This window comes from Anaerococcus prevotii DSM 20548, from assembly GCF_000024105.1.
GTDB lineage: Bacteria > Bacillota > Clostridia > Tissierellales > Peptoniphilaceae > Anaerococcus > Anaerococcus prevotii.
Map to the genome: position 1 here is coordinate 868050 of NC_013171.1, position 19020 is coordinate 887069.

The window sequence follows — 19020 nt, forward strand, 5'->3', positions numbered from 1 at the left end:
GGAGATATAAATGAGTTTAATAACAGATGTATATGCAAGACAAATCCTTGATTCAAGAGGAAACCCAACAGTAGAAGTAGAAGTTTATACAGAAGATGGTGGATTTGGTAGAGCAAGCGTGCCATCAGGTGCTTCAACTGGTGAATGGGAAGCTGTTGAGCTTAGAGATGGTGACAAAAACTACTATCTTGGAAAATCAGTTCTTAAAGCAGTTGAAAATGTAAATGAAATCATAGCTGTAGAATTAGAATTCACTTATGACGTTACAGACCAAATTGGTATTGACAATGCAATGATCGAACTTGATGGAACAGAAAACAAGGGTAAACTTGGTGCTAACGCAATCCTTGGTGTTTCTCTTGCAGTTGCAAAAGCAGCAGCTAATGAACTTGGTGTTCCTCTATACAACTACATTGGTGGAACAAACGCTAAACTTCTTCCAACTCCAATGATGAACATTCTAAATGGTGGAGAACACGCAGACAACTCTGTAGATATCCAAGAATTCATGATCTTCCCACTTGGAGCAGAAAGCTTCGCTCACGCTCTACAAATGGGTACAGAAGTATTCCATAGCCTAAAATCAGTTCTTTCATCTAAAGGCTACAACACAGCTGTAGGTGATGAAGGTGGATTCGCTCCAAACCTTAAATCAAACGAAGAAGCTCTAGAAATTATCTGCGAAGCTATCAAGGCTGCAGGTTATGAACCAGGCAAGGACGTTTATATAGCAATGGACTGTGCTTCAAGCGAATTCTACAACAAGGAAGATGGTAAATACCACCTTGATGGAGAAGGTACTGTTAAGACAGAAGACGAAATGATCGACTGGCTTGAAGAATTAGTAGAAAAATATCCAATCATCTCAATCGAAGATGGTCTTGATGAAAACGACTGGGAAGGTTGGGCAAAACTTACAGAAAGACTTGGAAACAAAGTTCAACTTGTAGGTGATGACCTATTCGTAACAAATACAAAGAAACTTGAAAAAGGTATCAAGGAAGGCGTTGCTAACTCAATCCTAATCAAAGTTAACCAAATCGGTTCTCTAACAGAAACACTTAACGCTATCGAAATGGCTAAGGAAGCAGGATACACTGCAGTAGTTTCTCACAGATCAGGTGAAACAGAAGACGTTACAATTGCAGACCTTGTTGTTGCAGTAAACGCTGGACAAATCAAAACAGGTGCTCCTTCAAGAACAGACAGAGTTGCTAAATACAACCAACTTCTAAGAATTGAAGATGAACTTGCTGATGATGCTAAATTCAAAGGAATCAAAGCATTCTACAACATCAACAAATAATATTACTAAAGATGGCCTCTAGGGGCTGTCTTTTTTTGCCAAAAATATAGGGGAATTTATAATTTGATTTTTAGAGGAAATAGCTATCCAATTTATCACTTTTGTTGAAATAATAGTTAATTTATGGTATTATAACATAGTACGAATCGGAGGTGTCTATATGGTAAATTTCTTAGCGATTGTTCTAGTTATTGCATCAATAATCATCATAGCTGCAGTAACATTACAAGATCCTAAAACAGAAGGACTAGGAGCTCTTTCAGGAACCCAAACAAATGTTTTTGGTAGAAGCGCTCACAAGTCAAAAAACGAAACGTTAGACAAAGTAGCTATCACAGGTGGAGTAATTTTATTTGTAGCTAGTCTAATCATGATAGCAATTAACTAATAAGGGGTAAGCTATATATATAGCTTAGCCTCTTTTTTAATATAGACAACAGGAGAAATTATGAATCTAAAAGATATAATATTAAATATAGTATATGATGAAAATTATCTGCCAATGACATTTAAGGAATTAGATAAGTATCTTAAGGTGGACAAATATACTAGAAAGGCTGTTAGAGATATCATAAAAGACTTGGAGAAAGAAAATAAAATTCGAGTTTCCAATAAAAAGAGAATTATGCCTCTAACAGATGATGAGATTAATCTAATTGGTAAAATATCCATGGCTCAAGCTGGGTATGGATTTTTTATTTCCGATAATAGAGATTTCGAAGATGTTTTTATAAAAAGAGACAATATGAATAAGGCCCACAATAATGATAGGGTCAAAATCGAGCTTATTAAGAGAAAAGAGAAGGGAAGAAAGGCCGAGGGAAGAGTAATAGAAATTATTGAAAGAGCTAAAGATGAAATAGTTGGAAGCTTTCAAAAAAATAAGGGCTTTGGCTTTGTAATTCCAGACGATAGAAGTTACGGTGAAGATATATTTATAGCTGAAAAGTTCTTTAATAAGGCAAAAAATAAGGATAAGGTAGTTGTTGAGATTATAAATTATCCAAAAGACGGTAAACCTGAAGGAAGAATTAAGGAAATTATCGGCGGTAAGAACGATAAGAATATTGAAATCCTATCTCTCATCAGGGCCCACGGCCTTCCTTACCAATTCTCAAAGGAGACTAAGAAGGAAAGTCTTTACGTAAAGGATACGGTTAATGAAATAGAACTTGAAGGAAGGAAGGACTTAAGAGATCTCTTCACAGTTACGATTGATGGTAGAGATTCCAAGGACTTTGATGATGCTATTTCTATAGAGAAAAATGGAGAAAACTATGACTTGTATGTTCATATTGCAGACGTTGCCCACTATGTTAAAAAAGGAACTGCCATCGATAATGACGCCTATGAGAGGGGAAACTCTACTTATCTATTTAATATCGTAATTCCCATGCTACCAGAGGTCCTATCAAATGGGATCTGCTCTCTAAATCCCAATGAGGATAGGCTTGCCATAAGCTTAAAGATGACAATCAATGATAAGGGCAAGGTTATAGATAATGAGTTTTATGAGTCAGTTATTAATTCTGATCATAGATTGGTGTATGACGATGTAAATGCATTTTTGGATAAGAATGATGAGAATGTATATGAAGATGAGCTTATAAAAGAAAAGTTAAGGATTTTTGATGAGCTTAGGGAAATCCTAAATACTATGAGAGAAAAAAGAGGATCAATCGACTTTAATTTCTCTGAAAGTCAGATAGATGTAGCTGAGGATGGAAGAGTTTTAAATATATCAAACTTTGAAAGAGGATCGGGCAATAAGATGATTGAAGAATTCATGCTTGCCGCTAATGAAACAGTTGCAAGTCTTTTTGCCTATATGGACTTTCCTTTTATATACAGAATCCACGAAAAACCTAAAGAAGAAAAGATCGAAAGCTTTAAGAAAGCTCTTAACACTATGGGATATAATATAAGGGGAAATGACCTACATCCTAAGGACTTCCAACAAATTCTAGAAGAAGTGGAAGGTAAGGACGTTGAATCAGTAATTAATATCTTGATGCTAAGGACCATGCAGAAGGCCAAGTATTCCGAGCATAGGGATATGCACTTTGGTCTATCTACATCCTTCTACACCCATTTTACGTCCCCAATTAGAAGATACCCTGACCTAATAGTTCATAGATTAGTCAAAAAATTCATTCATAACAAGCTAACTAGTCTTAATCAGACAAGTCTTGAAAAAACAATCACAAATAATGCAGACCACCTTTCTATGACAGAAAGAAGAAGCGAAGATTGTGAGAGAGATGTGGAAGATTTACTTAAATGTAAGTATATGACTCGTTTTATTGGCGATGAATTCTATGGAAATATATCTGCAATAACTGAATTTGGCATATTTATTGAATTAGATAATACTGTAGAAGGACTTTTCATGTACAAGTTTTCTAATGATAGATACGAGTATCTAGAAGATAAGATGAAAGCCTTTAATACAGATAAAAAAATCTTCTATTCGATTGGAGATAGGGTTAAGATTAGGGTGATGGATGTAGACACATATCAGAGAAATATCGACTTTGATTTGGAGGTAAACGATGAAATTATTAGCCAACAATAAGAAGGCTTATCATGATTATTTTATAGAAGAAAAATACGAAGCAGGACTTTCACTTCTGGGAAGTGAAGTAAAATCAATCAAGAAAGGGAAAGTTTCTATTAAGGAGTCTTTCATATCTGACAGAAAAGGGGAGATGTTTATCTACGGTATGCATGTCACCCCTTATTCTCAAGCCTATGATAAGGATATCGATCCAACTAGAACTAGGAGACTCCTCCTTCACAAGAAGGAAATAAATAAATTAATAGGCAAAAAAACTCAAGCAGGCTATACAGTAGTTCCCCTTAAAATCTATGAGAGAGATGGCTTAGTTAAATTAGAGCTTGCCCTTGCCAAAGGTAAGAAGCAATACGATAAGAGAGAATCCATCAAGGCTAAGGATGATAAGAGGAAGATGGATAGGGCTCTTAAGAATTATTAAAGGAGAGAAAATGTCAAATAAAAGCACACTCAAAGTTAAGCTACTTAACTACACACCTAGGGCAGAAGAGACTATAGCTCAGGCGGGCAAACTCTGCTACTCACAAGTTGGAGTAGATGAAATAGCCGAAAAACAGGACGAAGAGTCTATTGCTAGATATGTAAAAATGCTTCAAAATCTCGGTCATCTTTCTCCGATTGAGCATGTCTCCTTTACCTTTGCCGTAGAGGGGGTATCTAGGGTCTTGACCCACCAGCTAGTCCGTCACAGGCTCGCCTCCTATTCTCAACAGTCCCAAAGATATGTGAAGCTCGACCAATTTGAGTACATAATGCCTAAAGAAATCGACGAAAATGAAGAAGCAAGAGAAATATTTATTAGGCAAATGGAAGAAAGCCAGAAGGCTTATGATGACTTGACTGATATTTTGTTTGAAAAACATTACCAAAGCTTTATGGATGAAGGTCAAGATGAAAAATCAGCCAAAAGATCTGCTAGTAAAAAGGCCATAGAGGATGCAAGATACGTCTTCCCAAATGCTTGTGAAACAAAGATTGTTTTTACTATGAATGCAAGAAATCTCCTTCATTTTTTCAATATGAGATCATGCCTAAGGGCCCAATGGGAGATAAGAGACCTGTCAGATCAGATGATAAGACTCGTAAAAGATATTTATCCAAATCTCTTCCTAAATGCAGGTCCATCTTGTATTAATGGCCCTTGCCCAGAAGGTAAGATGACTTGCGGGAAAATAAAGCAAGTGCGCGAAAAGTATAAAAATATATAAAGCTTAATATTTTAAAAACAAAAATAAGGATGGAGACTTTATGTCCTATATACAACTAAACAATCTAACAAAAGAATTTAAATCTGGAGATACTAAGATTGTCGCAAATGATAAGATAAACTTCTCTCTAGAGGAAGGAAGGTTATTGATAATAGTCGGAGCAAGTGGGGCTGGTAAGACAACTCTTCTTAATCTCATTGGTGGGATGGATAAGGCTACTAGTGGGGAGATTCTAATTGATGGGAAAAACCTAGTAGGTCTTAGCGATAGAGACCTTACCGAATATAGGAGAAATGATGTAGGTTTTGTATTTCAACACTATAATCTCATACCAAACTTGACTGCTCTTGAAAATGTAGAGATGGCTTCAGAAATTTCTGATAATCCACTAGAAGCAGAAAAAATACTCGAGGAGGTAGGACTTAGTCATAGATTAAACAACTTCCCTTCTCAACTATCAGGAGGAGAACAACAAAGGGTGGCCATAGCCAGGGCCTTAGCCAAAAATCCCAAGCTTTTACTTTGTGATGAGCCAACAGGTGCCCTAGACTATGAGACAGGAAAAAATATCCTTAGGCTTTTACAAGATGCTTCAAGGAAGATGGGAGCCACAGTAGTAATCATAACTCACAATTCATTAATAAAACCAATGGCAGATCAGGTAATAGAGATCAGAGACGGGAGAGTCGACAAGGACTATATCAATGAAAATCCTGTTTCAGTTGATGAGATAGAGTGGTAATATGAATAAAACTTATATAAAAAGCATCTTCGCTGATATGAAGAAAACTAAGGGAAAGGTCCTATCTATTATGATAATGGTAGCTCTAGCAAGCCTGGTTGTAGTGGGACTTTTGCTTTCTGGGCCTTCAATGAGAAAAAGCCTAAATAATTCCCTAGGAGAATACAAGCATCCTGATCTAATAGTAAGGTCGACTTATGGCCTTGATTTTGAGGACCAGGCCCTTATTAGAAAAGAAGAAGGAATTGATAAGATTAATTTCATTAGGGCTTCTGATCTAACAATAGGCGAAGATATTATAAGGCTTAAAGAATACGATTCTGAAATACCCAAATCAGTGATTACAGAAGGAAAAATACCATCAAAAGATGACGAGATAATCCTCGATGAAAATCTTAAAGATAAATACAAGATCGGTGATGAGCTTAGCTTTTCCTATATCAATGATGAGCAAAAAGATGATCAAAAGATGGCAAGGTTAAAGTATAAGATAGTGGGTTTTTATAAATCATCTGATCACTTTATGGAGGATATGAAGGAAATTTCACCGCTTGGTAAAAGTGAAATTGCAGGATTTGCCTATGTTTTGTCTAATAATTTCTTGTCGGATAAGTATCATGAGGCAAATATAGTCTACAAAGATTTGCTTAATATTGATAAGACAAGCTCATCCTATGTCAAAAAGATAAATAGTAAAAAAGATGGTTTGGAGTATAGGATTAAAAATAGGCCTGGCCAAGTCTTAAATAAAATTAGGAAAGACGCTGATAAAGAAATATCAGATGCCGAAGATGACTTGATAGATGCTGAAAAAAAGCTTAGTGATAATGAGAAAAAGCTCATTGAAAGCAAAAATGACCTTGACGAAGGCTTTAGAAAGTACGAAGCAAATAAGAGTGAATTTAATCAAGAAATTGTTAAGGGAGAAAAAGACCTCGTTAAAGCAAAAAATAATCTAGATCAAGGAAGAGAAAAGCTTGAAGCAGGTAGAAGAGAATACCAAGCAAATCTCGAGAAATATGAAGGCGAGATCAAAAAAGCGGAAGAAGAGCTTGATAAAAAGCAAAAAGACTTAAATATAGGACTTGCTCAAATTGATGAACCTAAGAAGGAAATGGATAAGGCTTATGAAGAGCTTAATGAAAAGTTTGAGTCATCATTTAACAAGTTAGAAGAGGCAGAAGCAAGTCTTATTTTGGAAGAAAATTATATCAATGCTAAAAAACAAGACCTAGAAGAAGCGAAAAGCCTTGAAGATCAAAGCAATCCAGATATAATCGAAAAAATCAATCAGCTAAATGAAGAAATCCAAACCAGCCAAGCGAGTTACGAGGCTGGTAAGGCCGAATATGATAAAAATAAAAAAGAACTAGATGAAAAATACAGCCAGGCTAAATTTGAACTTGACCAAAAACTTGGAGAATTGCGAGCCAAGGAAGATGAGTTAAATAAAGCCCAGGCCCAACTTGATGAAGCTAATAAAAAGCTCGCAAATAAAAAATCTTCAGGCAAAGCTGAGTTAGATAAGGCATATGCTAGCATTAAAAATAGTGAAGGCGAGTTAAATCAAGGACAAAGAGATTATGAAAATGGTCTAGCTGAGCTTGATAGAAATAAGGAAGAAGGAAAGAAAAAACTTGCTCAAGCCTATGATGAATTAATTGATGGGCAAAAAAAATATCAAGATGCTAAGGAAAAATTCGATGAAGAAAAGGCAAAGGCTTCAAAGGATATAGATAAGGCCAAAAAAGATATTGGAGATTCAAAGGAAAGCCTCTTGACCTTACAAGATCCAGAATACACTGTAGAAAGCATCTTTGACAATAGAGGAATCGACACCTACTATCAAAACTCATTGAACATGGATAGATTATCCAAAGTTTTCCCGGCCTTTTTCTATCTAGTAGCGATGCTCGTAACACTTACAACAATGAAAAGATATATAGAAGAGCAAAGGATTATCAATGGATGTCTCAAATCTTTGGGTTATACTAACAGAGACATAGCCAAGAGATTTTATATATATGGCATAAGTCCAACGATTATAGGAGCTCTCTTGGGAGCTGTAATAGGAAGATTTATAATCCTAAAGGTGATATTTAAAGCTTATTCAACAGGATTTAAGGTCCTAGAAATGGATGTGATAAATAGTCTACCTGCTTTAACCATATCTGTTCTAGTATCTACTCTACTTATAGCCTTTACAGTTTTTATTAGTTCTAAGGAAACTGTTAGAGAGGTGCCTGCTAATCTATTAAAGGCAAAGGCTCCTGATGCAGGTAGCAAAATATTTCTTGAAAGAATTAAGTTCTTGTGGAAGAGACTATCCTTTATGGCAAAAATAACATCTAGGAATCTTTTTAGATACAAGTCCAGGATGCTGATGACTATATTTGGAGTTGGAGGATGCACGGCCCTGCTTTTCTTTGGCTTTGCTATGATAGATGCTATTAAGGACACATCAAGTATCCAGCAAGAAGAAATTCAGCATTATAGCCTAGTTTCTATGATAAATACTAAGGCCAAGAAGGAAGATCTTGATAGCTATAATCAACTTATAGAAAGTTACGATAATATTGATGTATATAATGAGAAGGCAAGTCTTGAAAAAAATAGGGAAAAACTTGATTTGTCTATAATAGTCCCAGAAAATGATAAAAAACTAAAGGATTTTGTAAGTCTTAGAGATAGGAAGAGAAATCCTATTGATTTAACTAAGGAAAATATAGTTATTACTGAAAATATAGCGAATAAATTAGGAATAAAAAAGGGGGATAAGTTAAGGGTAGATATAGACGGAGAAAATACTGAAGTTATTGTAGGAGATATAAGTGAAAATTATATCAGTGACTACATGTATATTTCTAGAAAATATTACATTGATAATATTGGAAAGGACCTAGTATATAATTCCAATCTAATCAAGGCAGATCCAGTAGAAATCAAAGATAAGATAGATGATAACAAGGCGGTTAATGCCCTAATCAATAAAACTGGAGCTTACGAGTCTATGGATGCTCTTTTGGCTAATTTGAATTTAGTTATAAGTGTTATCACCCTCATATCTTCAGCCCTCGCCATCGTCGTTTTGTATAATATAACAAGTATTAATGTCGGGGAAAGGAAGAGGGAGCTTGCAACTATCAAAGTCTTAGGCTTTTACTCTAAGGAAGTTACCTCTTATATTTATAGGGAGATTTTCATCCTAACCATACTTGGAATTGTCTTGGGATTTTTCTTAGGCTATGCTATGTTTAGATATATAATAGCCATAGTTGCACCAGAAGATATAATGATTGCCTACAGGACCCATATTATTAGTTATATAATCGCGGCAGCTATAACATTAGTAATTTCACTAGTGATTCTACTTTTTGTCCATAAGGATTTAAAGAAAATTGATATGGCAGAAGCAATGAGCTCTGGAGAATAAAGTGGCCTTCGGGTCACTTTTTAAAATTTCTAAAATTTTGTTATAATATATACTGAGGTGTTTATGAAAATTATTTTAGTAAGACATGGCCAAACCCAAGCTAATATTTCTTGGAAATATTCTACAGATGATACTATCTTAGCGGAAAGTGGCCTTTATATATTAGATAAAACAAAAAAATTACTAGACTACTATAAGATAGATAAGGTTTATACATCAGATCTTATAAGAAGTCAACAGACCGCAAAAAGATTAGGCTTTGATGATTTTACGATTGATAAAAGATTGAATGAAATGAACTTTGGAGACTTCAGAGGTCGTGGGATTGATGAGGTAAGAGAAAGTGAAAAGGACTTTTTCCTTAAGGAAGAAAAGGATTATTTTAATATCAAATACCCATCTGGTGAATCAAGAAATGATGTGATTAAAAGGACTAGTGATTTTTTAGAAGAAAAGTCTAGAGAAGAAGACGGTACAATTCTTTGTATATCACATGGCATAGCCATAAGATCAACTCTTTTTTGGATATTAAAAGATTTAGACAATTGGGGAAGCTTTTGGATAGATAACGGCTCTCTTACAATCTACAATATCGAAGATGATAAGAGACTAATTGAAAGTGTAAATAAAATATGAAGTTCATCCACTTAGCTGATGTCCACTTAGCAGATTCCTTTAACTTCGATAAGACTTTATCTAAAAAGATTAGGGAAGCTTCATGGCAGAGTCTATCAAATATTTTACAGTCTAATAAGGATGTTGATTTTGCTTTAATTGCAGGTGATCTTTTCGAAAGAGCATACTTTACAGCAAGTGATTTTAAGAGATTATTTAAGATATTTGAGGATTTTTCTAAGGATATTTATTATGTGAGTGGAAATCACGATTATTTTGATTCTTACAATAGTATCTTTTTGGAAAATTCTCCGGAAAATTTCCATGTCTTTGGCTCAGAAAATCTAGAAGTTTTTGAAAAAGATAAGCTAAGAGTATACGGGATTTCTTATAAGGATAGGATATTTTCTAAAGATTTAGACCTTGCGATAAAGTTAGATGATGAATTTTTCAATATATTTTTAATTCATGGAGATGTTGATAGGGAAGAATCTAATTATTTTTCTTTAAATTCAAAAATAATGACCGAGACTAATTTTGATTATATAGCCATGGGTCATATCCATAAGGCTCATAGTCTAAATAATATTTACTATCCGGGATCTGTTGAGCCTCATGATTTTACTGACATATATGATTATGGTTATATCAGATACGATGATGGAAAGGTTAATTTTTTCGATTCTTCTATCCTTAAATTTTACGATTTTAAACTAGACTTTAGGGATTTTGATAATGAAGAGGATTTACTTTCTTATATAAATCACAAATTGAAAAATAAGAAAAATATTGTAAGGATTGAAATATCAAGTAATAAAGATATAGATCAGAAATTTATAAGAAATAATATTGATGCAATCTATAAGGAAATCCACATTAAAGAAAAAAAAGATTTATCCTATATGATAAGTCTTTTCCCTAATTCTCTTTTATCTCTTTATGCCAAAAAGTTCGACAGTCCTAAAAATGAAATTGAAAATCTCGCCTTAGAAATGGGGCTTGATGCAATTCTTAGGAGTAAAGATGACTAGAGTTTTTATTAAAGAAATCCATATAATTTCCTTCGGGAAGTTTGAGGATAAGAAAATAAGATTTGATGAAAATTTTAATTTAATATATGGCAAAAATGAAACAGGTAAATCAACTGTGACGAATTTCATCGAAGGCTTACTATATGGATTTGATGAAGGAAAAAATAAGAAAAGTTTTTCTTATAAAAAAGAAGCCTATAAGCCCAAACTTTCCTATAAATATGCAGGAAGTGGAATTTTTAATAAAGATGGTATCGACCTAAAAGTAACAAGGAACTTTGAAGATGGTTCATACAAGTTGATTAATCTCTCAAGCGGAGACGAAATTCCTTCTAAGGATTCAAATCTTGGATTTCCTGGAGAATATATCCTAGATATGACCTATGATATCTATAAGAATTACCTTACAAGTTTTCAAGGGCAAAGGTCAGAACAAAAGGCCAAGGAGAAGCTAATAGAAAGCTTGGCCAACCAGGATATAGACTATGATTTCTCAGCAAATAAGGCCATTGGAATCTTAGATGATAAATTAAACAAATTAGGAAGCGATAGGGCCTACACTAAACCCTATCTTAAGGTAAAGACTGAAATCAAAGAAATCGAAGATAGGCTCTATGAAATAAAATCCTATAAAAAATCTTACGAGAAAGACTTCAAAAGACTTGACTATAATAAGAAAAGACAAAGATCTTTAAGGGAAAAATATGAAAAAGATAAAGAGAAATTGGATTCTTACAAGAAATATAGGGCAAATCAGAATTATAAAGATTATAAGAAGTGGACGGATGAACTCTATAAAATAAATGAATCAATAGGATCTTACAGTGATGTATTTGGACTTGATGAGGAGTATTTCCTATCCCTAGAAAAAAATTTAGGTCAAAGTAAAAAGTCTCATAGCTCAAATACGAAGTATATAGTTTTTATACAAGTCTTACTTTTCACATTTTTAGGTTTTTCTATAAATAAATATTTTTATCTACTCGCTTTAAGTTTTATGCTAGTATTTATTTTCTTAATAAATTCCACTAAAAAAACAGAAGATAGTAGAAATGACCTAAGCCAGTATAATAAATTGAGAGCAAGGTTTCTAAAATATAAGAGCTTAAAGAAGGAAAAAGAAAAAATAGAAGATGTCCTTTCAATACTTAGAAATCAGGATATTAAAGATTGTGAAAGTACTTTTGACCTAGAAGATTTTGAAAATTATGATATTGAGAAGGCAGAACTTAACCTAGATTCTTATCTAGACGATTTAGATAAAATAAATGTTGAGATTTCAAGAGATGAAAAAAACCTTGTAAGTATAGAGGAAAAAATAGAAGACGAAGTCGACCTAGTCGATAGATTACACTTCCTAGAGAATAAATTAGTTGAGATTGAAAACAAGAAGAGGGCTATTAATCTTGCAAAAAGCACTATAAAGGAAATTATCGATGAAAATAGGAATGATTTCACCAATTTAAACAAAAGAGCAAATCAGATTATTAGAGAAATAAGCAAAAATTCTTTTGACTCAATAATATTTGATGAAAAATTAAATCCTAAGATAAGAACTAAGGAAGGCTACGATATGATGGTAGATCAACTTTCTAAGGGTTTTATGGACCAACTATCTTTTGCTTTGAAACTTAGCATAAATGAGGAAGCTTTTTCCAAGATATTTATGGTCTATGACGATGCTTTTATCAATTATGACTTAGAAAGATTAAGAAATGCTCTATTCTTTCTTTTAGATGCCGCAAGCTTTAGACAAATTATCTATTTCACTTGCCATGATAGGGAGAGGGAAGTATTTGAGTCAGAAGGAATTAAAATTAACTATATAGATATGGAGGATGTATGATATATGCAATAGCAGATTTACATCTTGATTATACAGAGAATAAGTCCATGGAAGTTTTTGGTGACGGTTGGGCTAATTACCAGGATAGGATTTTTTCTAATTGGGAAAAGATCATAAATGATGACGATACCGTCCTTATACCAGGAGATATTTCCTGGGCTATGAGCGTCGAAGAAGCAAGGATCGACCTAGGAAAAATCGATAAGATGAAGGGGAAGAAAATACTCATGAAAGGCAACCACGATTACTGGTGGTCTTCCCTGAAAAAACTTGAAGAATTGGGCCTTTCTACTTTATCCTTCCTTCAGAACAATCATTTTGAAGTCGAAGGATATGATATTTGTGGAACCAGGGGCTGGATTTCCAAAGATAATAAGGACTTTGATGAACACGATTTAAAGATATATAAGAGAGAGCTTATTAGGCTTGAAAATTCATTTAGAGAAAGTAAGAGTAATAAGAGGATAGTCCTCCTCCATTATCCGCCCCTAAATGCGGATGGAAGCTTTAATGAGTTTTTTGACTTATGTAAGGAATATAAGGTATCTAAACTCATTTACGGTCACTTACATGGAGTAGGACATAAGTTAATCAAAGAAGGGAATATAGAAGGCATAGAGGTCTCTTGCGTTGCGGGAGATTATATTGATTTTATGCCAGTAAGGATAGGATAATGCATAGAGAAATAGAAGTAAAAGTTTTAAATATTGATGTTGAAAAGATGATAGAAAAATTAGAATGTTTGGGTGCAGATTTAATTAACCATGAATTCCAGAAAAACTACACCTTTATACCAAAAGGAAGCGATGGTTTCGAGGAAGGCTATCTAAGAGTCAGAGAAACTACCCATAAGGATAATGGTGAAAAGGAAATAGAGCTTACCTTTAAGGAAGTTAAAAATGTTGATGATGTAAGGATTAACAATGAATACACAACCCATATAGACTCAGTAACTATGATGAATAGAATCTTAGAGCATATAGGTATGGAGCTTGAATATAGTGGTGAGAAGGAAAGAATCTCCTATAGATATAAGAATCAAAGATTTGATATTGATATTTGGGATAAGGATACTTACCCAGAACCATATATGGAAATAGAATTTTCTAATCAATCAAAAATCGATGAGATCATTGATGATTTAGGCATTGATAGAAAGAATGTAACCAATAAATCAATAACAGAATTAAGAGAAGATTTATAAAAATTTTTGACATTCGTTTATTTCGTGATATAATAAAAAAAACTTAAGGAGTAAACGATGATTTCTATAAAAAATTTATTAAATTCATTTGATTTGACAAAAGAAGACTTACTAGAGATAATTGATTTAGGTAATGCTATTTATAAGAGTCCTGATGATTTTTCCCATTGTGCAGACGGAAAGATATTAGGGACTCTTTTTTTTGAGCCTTCAACTAGGACTAGACTCTCATTCGAGTCAGCCATGCTTAGGCTAGGCGGTTCTGTAGTAGGTTTTTCTGATGCAGGAGTTTCTTCATCAACTAAGGGAGAAAGCCTAGCCGATACAGTAAGGACAGTAAGCCAATACGCCGATATTATCGCCATGCGCCATCCACAAGAGGGAGCAGCCTTCCTTGCAAGTAAAACTGCAGATTGTCCAATAATAAATGCTGGAGACGGTGGTCACCAACATCCGACCCAAACACTTACTGATATTTTAACAATATCAAATTACAAGAAAGACCTATCAGGTCATGTTATAGGCCTATGTGGAGATCTTAAATATGGAAGAACAGTCCACTCCCTACTTAAAGTGATGAGCATGTTCCCAGACAATAAATTTATCCTCATATCACCGGAAGAATTAAAGCTTCCAGAATACGTAAAAAAAGAAGTATTCGCAGATGGAACTAATAATTTCGAAGAAGTAAGAAGCTTAGATGATGTAATGGATCAGTTGGACATACTATATATGACCAGGATTCAAAAGGAAAGATTCTTCTCTCAAGCCCAATACACTAGACTCAAGGATTCATATCTACTAGATAAGGAAAAAATGCAAGCTGCAAAGGATGATTGCATTGTTCTACATCCACTGCCAAGAGTAACTGAGATTGCAACAGAAGTTGACTCAGATCCTCGTGCAGTTTATTTTAAACAAGTTAAGTTTGGTATGTATGTAAGAATGGCGCTAATTTTAAAACTTTTGGAGGCAAATAATGATAGAAATAACTAGTATAAAAGAAGGAATCGTAATCGATCATATCAAGGCAGGCCTTGGCATGGAAATATTTAATAAACTTGACCTAAGACATCTTAAAGATGAGGTAGCAATAATATTAAATGCAAAATCAACCCAACACGGAAGAAAAGATATATTAAAAATCGCAAATAATATAGATATTAATCTTGATATAGTTTCAATCATTGACCCATCAGCTACAATAAATATCATAAAAGACGAGAAGGTAGTCGAAAAACTAAGCTTAAAGCTTCCTAAGGAAGTTAAGGGAATCTTAAGCTGTCAAAATCCAAAATGCGTATCAACTAGCGAAAGAGCTGTTGAAAGCGACTTTATCCTAATAGATGAAAAAGAGAAAAATTACAAATGTGCCTACTGTGGTCATATTTATGATGTGGAAGAATAGATGAAGCAGATTTTCACAAACTTTTATGGCTTTGACGATATAAAGATTACAAAAAGGCCAATCTATGTCGAAGATGGATTAATAGTTGAAGAATTCGAAAAGGACGAGGATACAGAAGTTATTGATTGCAATAACCTCGCCCTAGTTCCAGCCTTCACAGACCTCCACGTTCACTTTAGAGATCCCGGTTTTACCTACAAGGAGGATGTTGAAACAGGCTCTAGGGCAGCTCTTAAAGGAGGATTCACCTCTGTTCTTCTTATGGGAAATACGAATCCTCCAGTATCAAGCCCTGAAGTCTATGAAGATATAATAGGAAGAAGTAAAGATTTAGATTTAATTGATGTAGAGCAAGTCTACACAATCACAGAAAATCTTGGAGGAAAGAGCTTAGATCATCTAGAAAAAATGCCAGGATCTGTGAAATTTCTTTCAGATGATGGTAGGGGAGTAAATGATGATAATATCATGTATGAAGCTATCCTAAAGGCCAAAGAACTGGGTGTAAAGCTTGCCCTTCATGAGGAAGTTGCTAGAGTTTCTATGAAGGATTACGAAATAGCAGAAGATGCTATGACTATAAGAGACTGCTATCTTGCCTATAAACTAGATTGTCCAATTCACTTCTGCCATGTATCCACAAAAGGGGCAATGACAGCTATAAAATATTTTAAGGATTTAGGCGCTCCAATTACATGCGAAGTAACCCCTCATCATATAAATTTTTCTGACAAGAAAAGAGAAGAAATGAAGGTCAATCCTCCAATAAGAAAGGAAATTGATAGGAAATTTCTTATTCAAATGATAAAGGAAGGTTATGTAGATGCAATTTCTACTGACCATGCCCCTCATACAAAAGAAGAGAAAGAGAAGGGAGCTCCAGGATTTATTGGTCTTGAGACAGCCTTTTCAACCTGCCTTAAAGTCTTAGTCAAAAGTGGAGAGATTTCTCTAAACAAGCTAGTAGAAATAATGTCTACAAATCCTGCGAGGATTCTTGGTCTAAATAAGGGAAAACTTGAAAAAGGATACGAGGCAGATTTCGTCCTCATAGATTTAGACGAAGAATATATTTATACGGAGGAAGAGATTCTATCAAAATCAAAGAATTCTCTAATGATTGGCCAAAAGCTTCCTGGAAGAGTTAAAAAAGTTTACAAGAAAGGAATAATAAAATATGAAGATAATAGATAAATTATACGAAAAAGTCTCAAAAAATGGATTTGTATGTATTGGACTTGATAGCTCCATTGATTATATTCCGGAAAATATGAAAGCAGGAAAAAGTGTTAGCGAGGCGCTTTTTTCTTATAACAAAGAAATAATAGATCAAACTTATGATGTTTGTGCAATTTATAAATTACAAATCGCCTACTACGAGTCCTACGGTATCGAAGGCATGATTGCCTATAGAGATACACTTTCTTACCTTCGAGAAAAAGATCTCCTATCTATTGGTGATGTTAAAAGAAGTGACATAGCAGCAAGCGCAAAAATGTATGCCAAGGCCCACTTTGAAGGTGATTTCGAAACAGATTTTATAACTCTCAACCCTTATATGGGCATGGATTCAATCGAGCCTTACGAAGAATACATAGAAAAAGGAGATAAGGGTGTCTTCGTACTTCTTAGAACGTCCAATCCTGGAGCCAAGGACTTCGAAGTTCTCCCTGTCGATGGAGAAGAGTTCTTCTACAAGGTAGGAGATAAGATGAGAGAGCTCAATGAAAAGTATATAGGAAAGTCAGGATTTGGACCTATAGGGCTTGTAGTTGGGGCAACTCACAGCGAGGAAGTTGAAAAAATCAGAAAAAGATATGATAAAATGTTCTTCCTAATTCCTGGATTTGGTGCTCAAAAAGCAGACAGTATGAATGTATACAAACTCCTCGAAGGATTAAATGGGGGAGTGGTAAACTCTTCTAGGGCAATACTTAAAAACTGGCAAAACTATGAAGACGGGAGCGAAAAAGTTGGATATTATGCTAGGAAAAAAGCTATAGAGACTTATGAGGAAATTAAGGCAAATGAAGTCCTATAAGAAAGCGATAATAAAAGAAAATATAGAAATATCTGATGGAATCTATCTAATGAAACTAGCTTGCGATATGAAGGCAAGACCTGGACAGTTTTTTATGTTTAGGTCAGATTCCTTCAGGCAAGACCCACTTCTTTCAAGACCCTTTGGTGTTTGCGATGAAAAAGACGGGGAACTTTCCTTCCTATACCAAGTCGTAGGAAAGGGAACCGAAATTATGGCAAGTCTTAGGAAAGATACTGAGGTAAAACTCTTAGGCCCTCTAGGTAATGGCTTTAGTCTTCAAAAAGATAAAAAAATCGCAGTAGTAGGTGGGGGAATCGGTATAGCTCCTCTCCTATATTTGGTAAAAAGCCTTGAAAATAAATGTGATTTCTATGCTGGATTTGCCAAAGATCCTTATTATATGGAAGAGTTTGAGCCTTATGCCAACAAAGTAGTTACGACGAGTGATTTATATGATAAGAAATTCATAACGGCTGCTATAAATCCAGACGACTATGATTATATATACGCATGCGGACCAAATCCAATGCTAAAATCTCTTTATGAAAAGGCAAAAGATATTCCTATGGAAGTATCTATGGAAGCTCACATGGCCTGCGGAATTGGAGCATGTCTGGGTTGTACTATAGAAAAATCTGATGGAGAATTCCTAAGAGTTTGTAAGGACGGTCCTGTTTTTGATAGCAAGGAGGTCTTTGGATGAATACTAAAGTAAAAATTGCCGGAGTAGAATTTAAAAATCCTGTTATAGCTGCAAGTGGAACTTTTGGTTTTGGTAAGGAGTTTTCTGAATATATAGACCTAAATAAATTAGGTGGTATTTGCTCTAAAGGGCTTACCCTTCACAGGAACTTAGGTAACAAGGGAGTGAGGATTCATGAGACTGCATCAGGGATTATGAATTCGATTGGCCTTCAAAATCCAGGCATTGACTACTTTACCAAGGAAGAATTGCCTTTTCTCGAGAAATTTGATACCGTAGCAATAGCAAACCTTGGGGGTCATAGCGTAGAAGATTATGTAAAGGGAGCGGATATCTTAGATAAGACAAGTGTCCCAATGATTGAGCTTAATATATCTTGTCCTAATGTTAAAGAAGGGGGAATGGCTTTCGGTACTGAACCTAAGAAGGCCTGTGAAGTTATAAAGAAGGTTAGAAATGTAACTAAAAAGCCTCTAATAGTAAAGCTATCTCCAAACGTTGGGTCTATTGGCGATTTTGCTAAAATTGCCGAAGATGAAGGAGCGGATGCAATTTCTCTAATCAATACCATAAATGCTATGGCTATAGATATCAGGAGGAAAAGGCCAGTATTTGAGAATAAGACTGCAGGTCTTTCGGGTCCTTGCGTTAAGCCAATAGCCGTTAGGATGACCTATGAGGCAGCATCAGTTGTAAATATTCCAGTTATCGGCATGGGAGGAATTATGACTTATGAGGATGCCATAGAATTTATTATGGCGGGAGCTTCTGCTATTCAAGTTGGGACAGCAAACTTCATTGATTATAAGTCAATGGAAAATATTATAGATGGAATTTCTAATTTTATGAAAGAAGAAAATATAGAGGACCTTGAAGAAATAAGGGGAATAATCTAGGAGGAGATA

At 34.6% G+C, this 19020-nt stretch carries 18 protein-coding genes; all 18 read left to right on the forward strand.

Features of this window, described 5'->3' with window-relative positions; translation table 11 throughout:
* Nucleotides 1-10 precede the first annotated feature (10 nt).
* Complete coding sequence (gene eno / locus APRE_RS03970) at nucleotides 11-1306, forward strand: phosphopyruvate hydratase (RefSeq protein ID WP_015777699.1); 1296 nt, start codon at nucleotides 11-13, stop codon at nucleotides 1304-1306.
* 160 nt (nucleotides 1307-1466) lie between these two features.
* The gene (secG, locus tag APRE_RS03975) at nucleotides 1467-1694 is read left to right on the forward strand and encodes a preprotein translocase subunit SecG (RefSeq protein WP_015777700.1); all 228 of its coding nucleotides are present in this window, start codon (nucleotides 1467-1469) and stop codon (nucleotides 1692-1694) included.
* A 60-nt stretch (nucleotides 1695-1754) separates the two neighbouring features.
* A complete protein-coding gene (rnr, locus tag APRE_RS03980) occupies nucleotides 1755-3881 on the forward strand; it encodes a ribonuclease R (RefSeq protein WP_015777701.1) in 2127 nt (708 codons plus the stop codon).
* On the forward strand, nucleotides 3859-4302 hold the full coding sequence (gene smpB / locus APRE_RS03985; protein WP_015777702.1) for an SsrA-binding protein SmpB: 444 nt from the start codon (nucleotides 3859-3861) through the stop codon (nucleotides 4300-4302). Before rnr ends, smpB begins: the two co-directional genes overlap by 23 nt.
* Nucleotides 4303-4312: 10 nt before the next feature.
* Nucleotides 4313-5089: an FAD-dependent thymidylate synthase gene (gene thyX / locus APRE_RS03990; protein ID WP_015777703.1), complete on the forward strand. Its 777-nt coding sequence runs from the start codon at nucleotides 4313-4315 to the stop codon at nucleotides 5087-5089.
* Nucleotides 5090-5129: 40 nt separating this feature from the next.
* A complete protein-coding gene (locus APRE_RS03995; protein ID WP_015777704.1) occupies nucleotides 5130-5831 on the forward strand; it encodes an ABC transporter ATP-binding protein in 702 nt (233 codons plus the stop codon).
* 1 nt (nucleotide 5832) lies between these two features.
* On the forward strand, nucleotides 5833-9264 hold the full coding sequence (locus tag APRE_RS04000) for an FtsX-like permease family protein (protein WP_015777705.1): 3432 nt from the start codon (nucleotides 5833-5835) through the stop codon (nucleotides 9262-9264).
* Between the two features lie 63 nt (nucleotides 9265-9327).
* Entirely contained in the window at nucleotides 9328-9900 is a 573-nt protein-coding gene (locus APRE_RS04005) for a histidine phosphatase family protein (RefSeq protein WP_015777706.1), read from the forward strand.
* Nucleotides 9897-10910, forward strand: coding sequence for a metallophosphoesterase family protein (locus tag APRE_RS04010; protein WP_015777707.1), 1014 nt, complete (start codon nucleotides 9897-9899; stop codon nucleotides 10908-10910). The genes APRE_RS04005 and APRE_RS04010 overlap by 4 nt, the downstream gene beginning before the upstream one ends.
* Nucleotides 10903-12756 (forward strand): ATP-binding protein, encoded by a 1854-nt coding sequence (locus tag APRE_RS04015; protein WP_015777708.1) that lies wholly within the window; start codon nucleotides 10903-10905, stop codon nucleotides 12754-12756. Before APRE_RS04010 ends, APRE_RS04015 begins: the two co-directional genes overlap by 8 nt.
* Nucleotides 12753-13430: a metallophosphoesterase gene (locus APRE_RS04020; RefSeq protein ID WP_015777709.1), complete on the forward strand. Its 678-nt coding sequence runs from the start codon at nucleotides 12753-12755 to the stop codon at nucleotides 13428-13430. The genes APRE_RS04015 and APRE_RS04020 overlap by 4 nt, the downstream gene beginning before the upstream one ends.
* Complete coding sequence (locus APRE_RS04025) at nucleotides 13430-13960, forward strand: class IV adenylate cyclase (RefSeq protein WP_015777710.1); 531 nt, start codon at nucleotides 13430-13432, stop codon at nucleotides 13958-13960. The genes APRE_RS04020 and APRE_RS04025 overlap by 1 nt, the downstream gene beginning before the upstream one ends.
* Before the next feature lie 57 nt (nucleotides 13961-14017).
* Nucleotides 14018-14956 carry an aspartate carbamoyltransferase gene (gene pyrB, locus APRE_RS04030; RefSeq protein WP_015777711.1) on the forward strand — a complete coding sequence of 313 codons (939 nt, stop codon included), beginning with the start codon at nucleotides 14018-14020 and terminating at the stop codon, nucleotides 14954-14956.
* Complete coding sequence (locus APRE_RS04035) at nucleotides 14940-15368, forward strand: aspartate carbamoyltransferase regulatory subunit (protein WP_015777712.1); 429 nt, start codon at nucleotides 14940-14942, stop codon at nucleotides 15366-15368. The genes pyrB and APRE_RS04035 overlap by 17 nt, the downstream gene beginning before the upstream one ends.
* Complete coding sequence (locus tag APRE_RS04040; protein WP_015777713.1) at nucleotides 15369-16562, forward strand: dihydroorotase; 1194 nt, start codon at nucleotides 15369-15371, stop codon at nucleotides 16560-16562.
* On the forward strand, nucleotides 16546-17409 hold the full coding sequence (pyrF, locus tag APRE_RS04045) for an orotidine-5'-phosphate decarboxylase (RefSeq protein WP_015777714.1): 864 nt from the start codon (nucleotides 16546-16548) through the stop codon (nucleotides 17407-17409). The genes APRE_RS04040 and pyrF overlap by 17 nt, the downstream gene beginning before the upstream one ends.
* On the forward strand, nucleotides 17396-18115 hold the full coding sequence (locus APRE_RS04050; RefSeq protein ID WP_015777715.1) for a dihydroorotate dehydrogenase electron transfer subunit: 720 nt from the start codon (nucleotides 17396-17398) through the stop codon (nucleotides 18113-18115). The genes pyrF and APRE_RS04050 overlap by 14 nt, the downstream gene beginning before the upstream one ends.
* Nucleotides 18112-19011: a dihydroorotate dehydrogenase gene (locus tag APRE_RS04055; RefSeq protein ID WP_015777716.1), complete on the forward strand. Its 900-nt coding sequence runs from the start codon at nucleotides 18112-18114 to the stop codon at nucleotides 19009-19011. Before APRE_RS04050 ends, APRE_RS04055 begins: the two co-directional genes overlap by 4 nt.
* Nucleotides 19012-19020: the final 9 nt, after the last annotated feature.

Excerpts from the sequence above, each read along its gene's own strand:
- APRE_RS03995 (WP_015777704.1), top strand. The coding sequence starts at position 5,130 with ATGTCCTATATACAACTAAACAATCTAACAAAAGAATTTAAATCTGGA.
- eno (WP_015777699.1), top strand. The coding sequence starts at position 11 with ATGAGTTTAATAACAGATGTATATGCAAGACAAATCCTTGATTCAAGA.
- APRE_RS04005 (WP_015777706.1), top strand. The coding sequence starts at position 9,328 with ATGAAAATTATTTTAGTAAGACATGGCCAAACCCAAGCTAATATTTCT.
- secG (WP_015777700.1), top strand. The coding sequence starts at position 1,467 with ATGGTAAATTTCTTAGCGATTGTTCTAGTTATTGCATCAATAATCATC.
- APRE_RS04025 (WP_015777710.1), top strand. The coding sequence starts at position 13,430 with ATGCATAGAGAAATAGAAGTAAAAGTTTTAAATATTGATGTTGAAAAG.
- APRE_RS04020 (WP_015777709.1), top strand. The coding sequence starts at position 12,753 with ATGATATATGCAATAGCAGATTTACATCTTGATTATACAGAGAATAAG.
- pyrF (WP_015777714.1), top strand. The coding sequence starts at position 16,546 with ATGAAGATAATAGATAAATTATACGAAAAAGTCTCAAAAAATGGATTT.
- rnr (WP_015777701.1), top strand. The coding sequence starts at position 1,755 with ATGAATCTAAAAGATATAATATTAAATATAGTATATGATGAAAATTAT.
- APRE_RS04010 (WP_015777707.1), top strand. The coding sequence starts at position 9,897 with ATGAAGTTCATCCACTTAGCTGATGTCCACTTAGCAGATTCCTTTAAC.
- thyX (WP_015777703.1), top strand. The coding sequence starts at position 4,313 with ATGTCAAATAAAAGCACACTCAAAGTTAAGCTACTTAACTACACACCT.
- APRE_RS04050 (WP_015777715.1), top strand. The coding sequence starts at position 17,396 with ATGAAGTCCTATAAGAAAGCGATAATAAAAGAAAATATAGAAATATCT.
- pyrB (WP_015777711.1), top strand. The coding sequence starts at position 14,018 with ATGATTTCTATAAAAAATTTATTAAATTCATTTGATTTGACAAAAGAA.
- smpB (WP_015777702.1), top strand. The coding sequence starts at position 3,859 with ATGAAATTATTAGCCAACAATAAGAAGGCTTATCATGATTATTTTATA.
- APRE_RS04000 (WP_015777705.1), top strand. The coding sequence starts at position 5,833 with ATGAATAAAACTTATATAAAAAGCATCTTCGCTGATATGAAGAAAACT.
- APRE_RS04035 (WP_015777712.1), top strand. The coding sequence starts at position 14,940 with ATGATAGAAATAACTAGTATAAAAGAAGGAATCGTAATCGATCATATC.
- APRE_RS04015 (WP_015777708.1), top strand. The coding sequence starts at position 10,903 with ATGACTAGAGTTTTTATTAAAGAAATCCATATAATTTCCTTCGGGAAG.
- APRE_RS04040 (WP_015777713.1), top strand. The coding sequence starts at position 15,369 with ATGAAGCAGATTTTCACAAACTTTTATGGCTTTGACGATATAAAGATT.
- APRE_RS04055 (WP_015777716.1), top strand. The coding sequence starts at position 18,112 with ATGAATACTAAAGTAAAAATTGCCGGAGTAGAATTTAAAAATCCTGTT.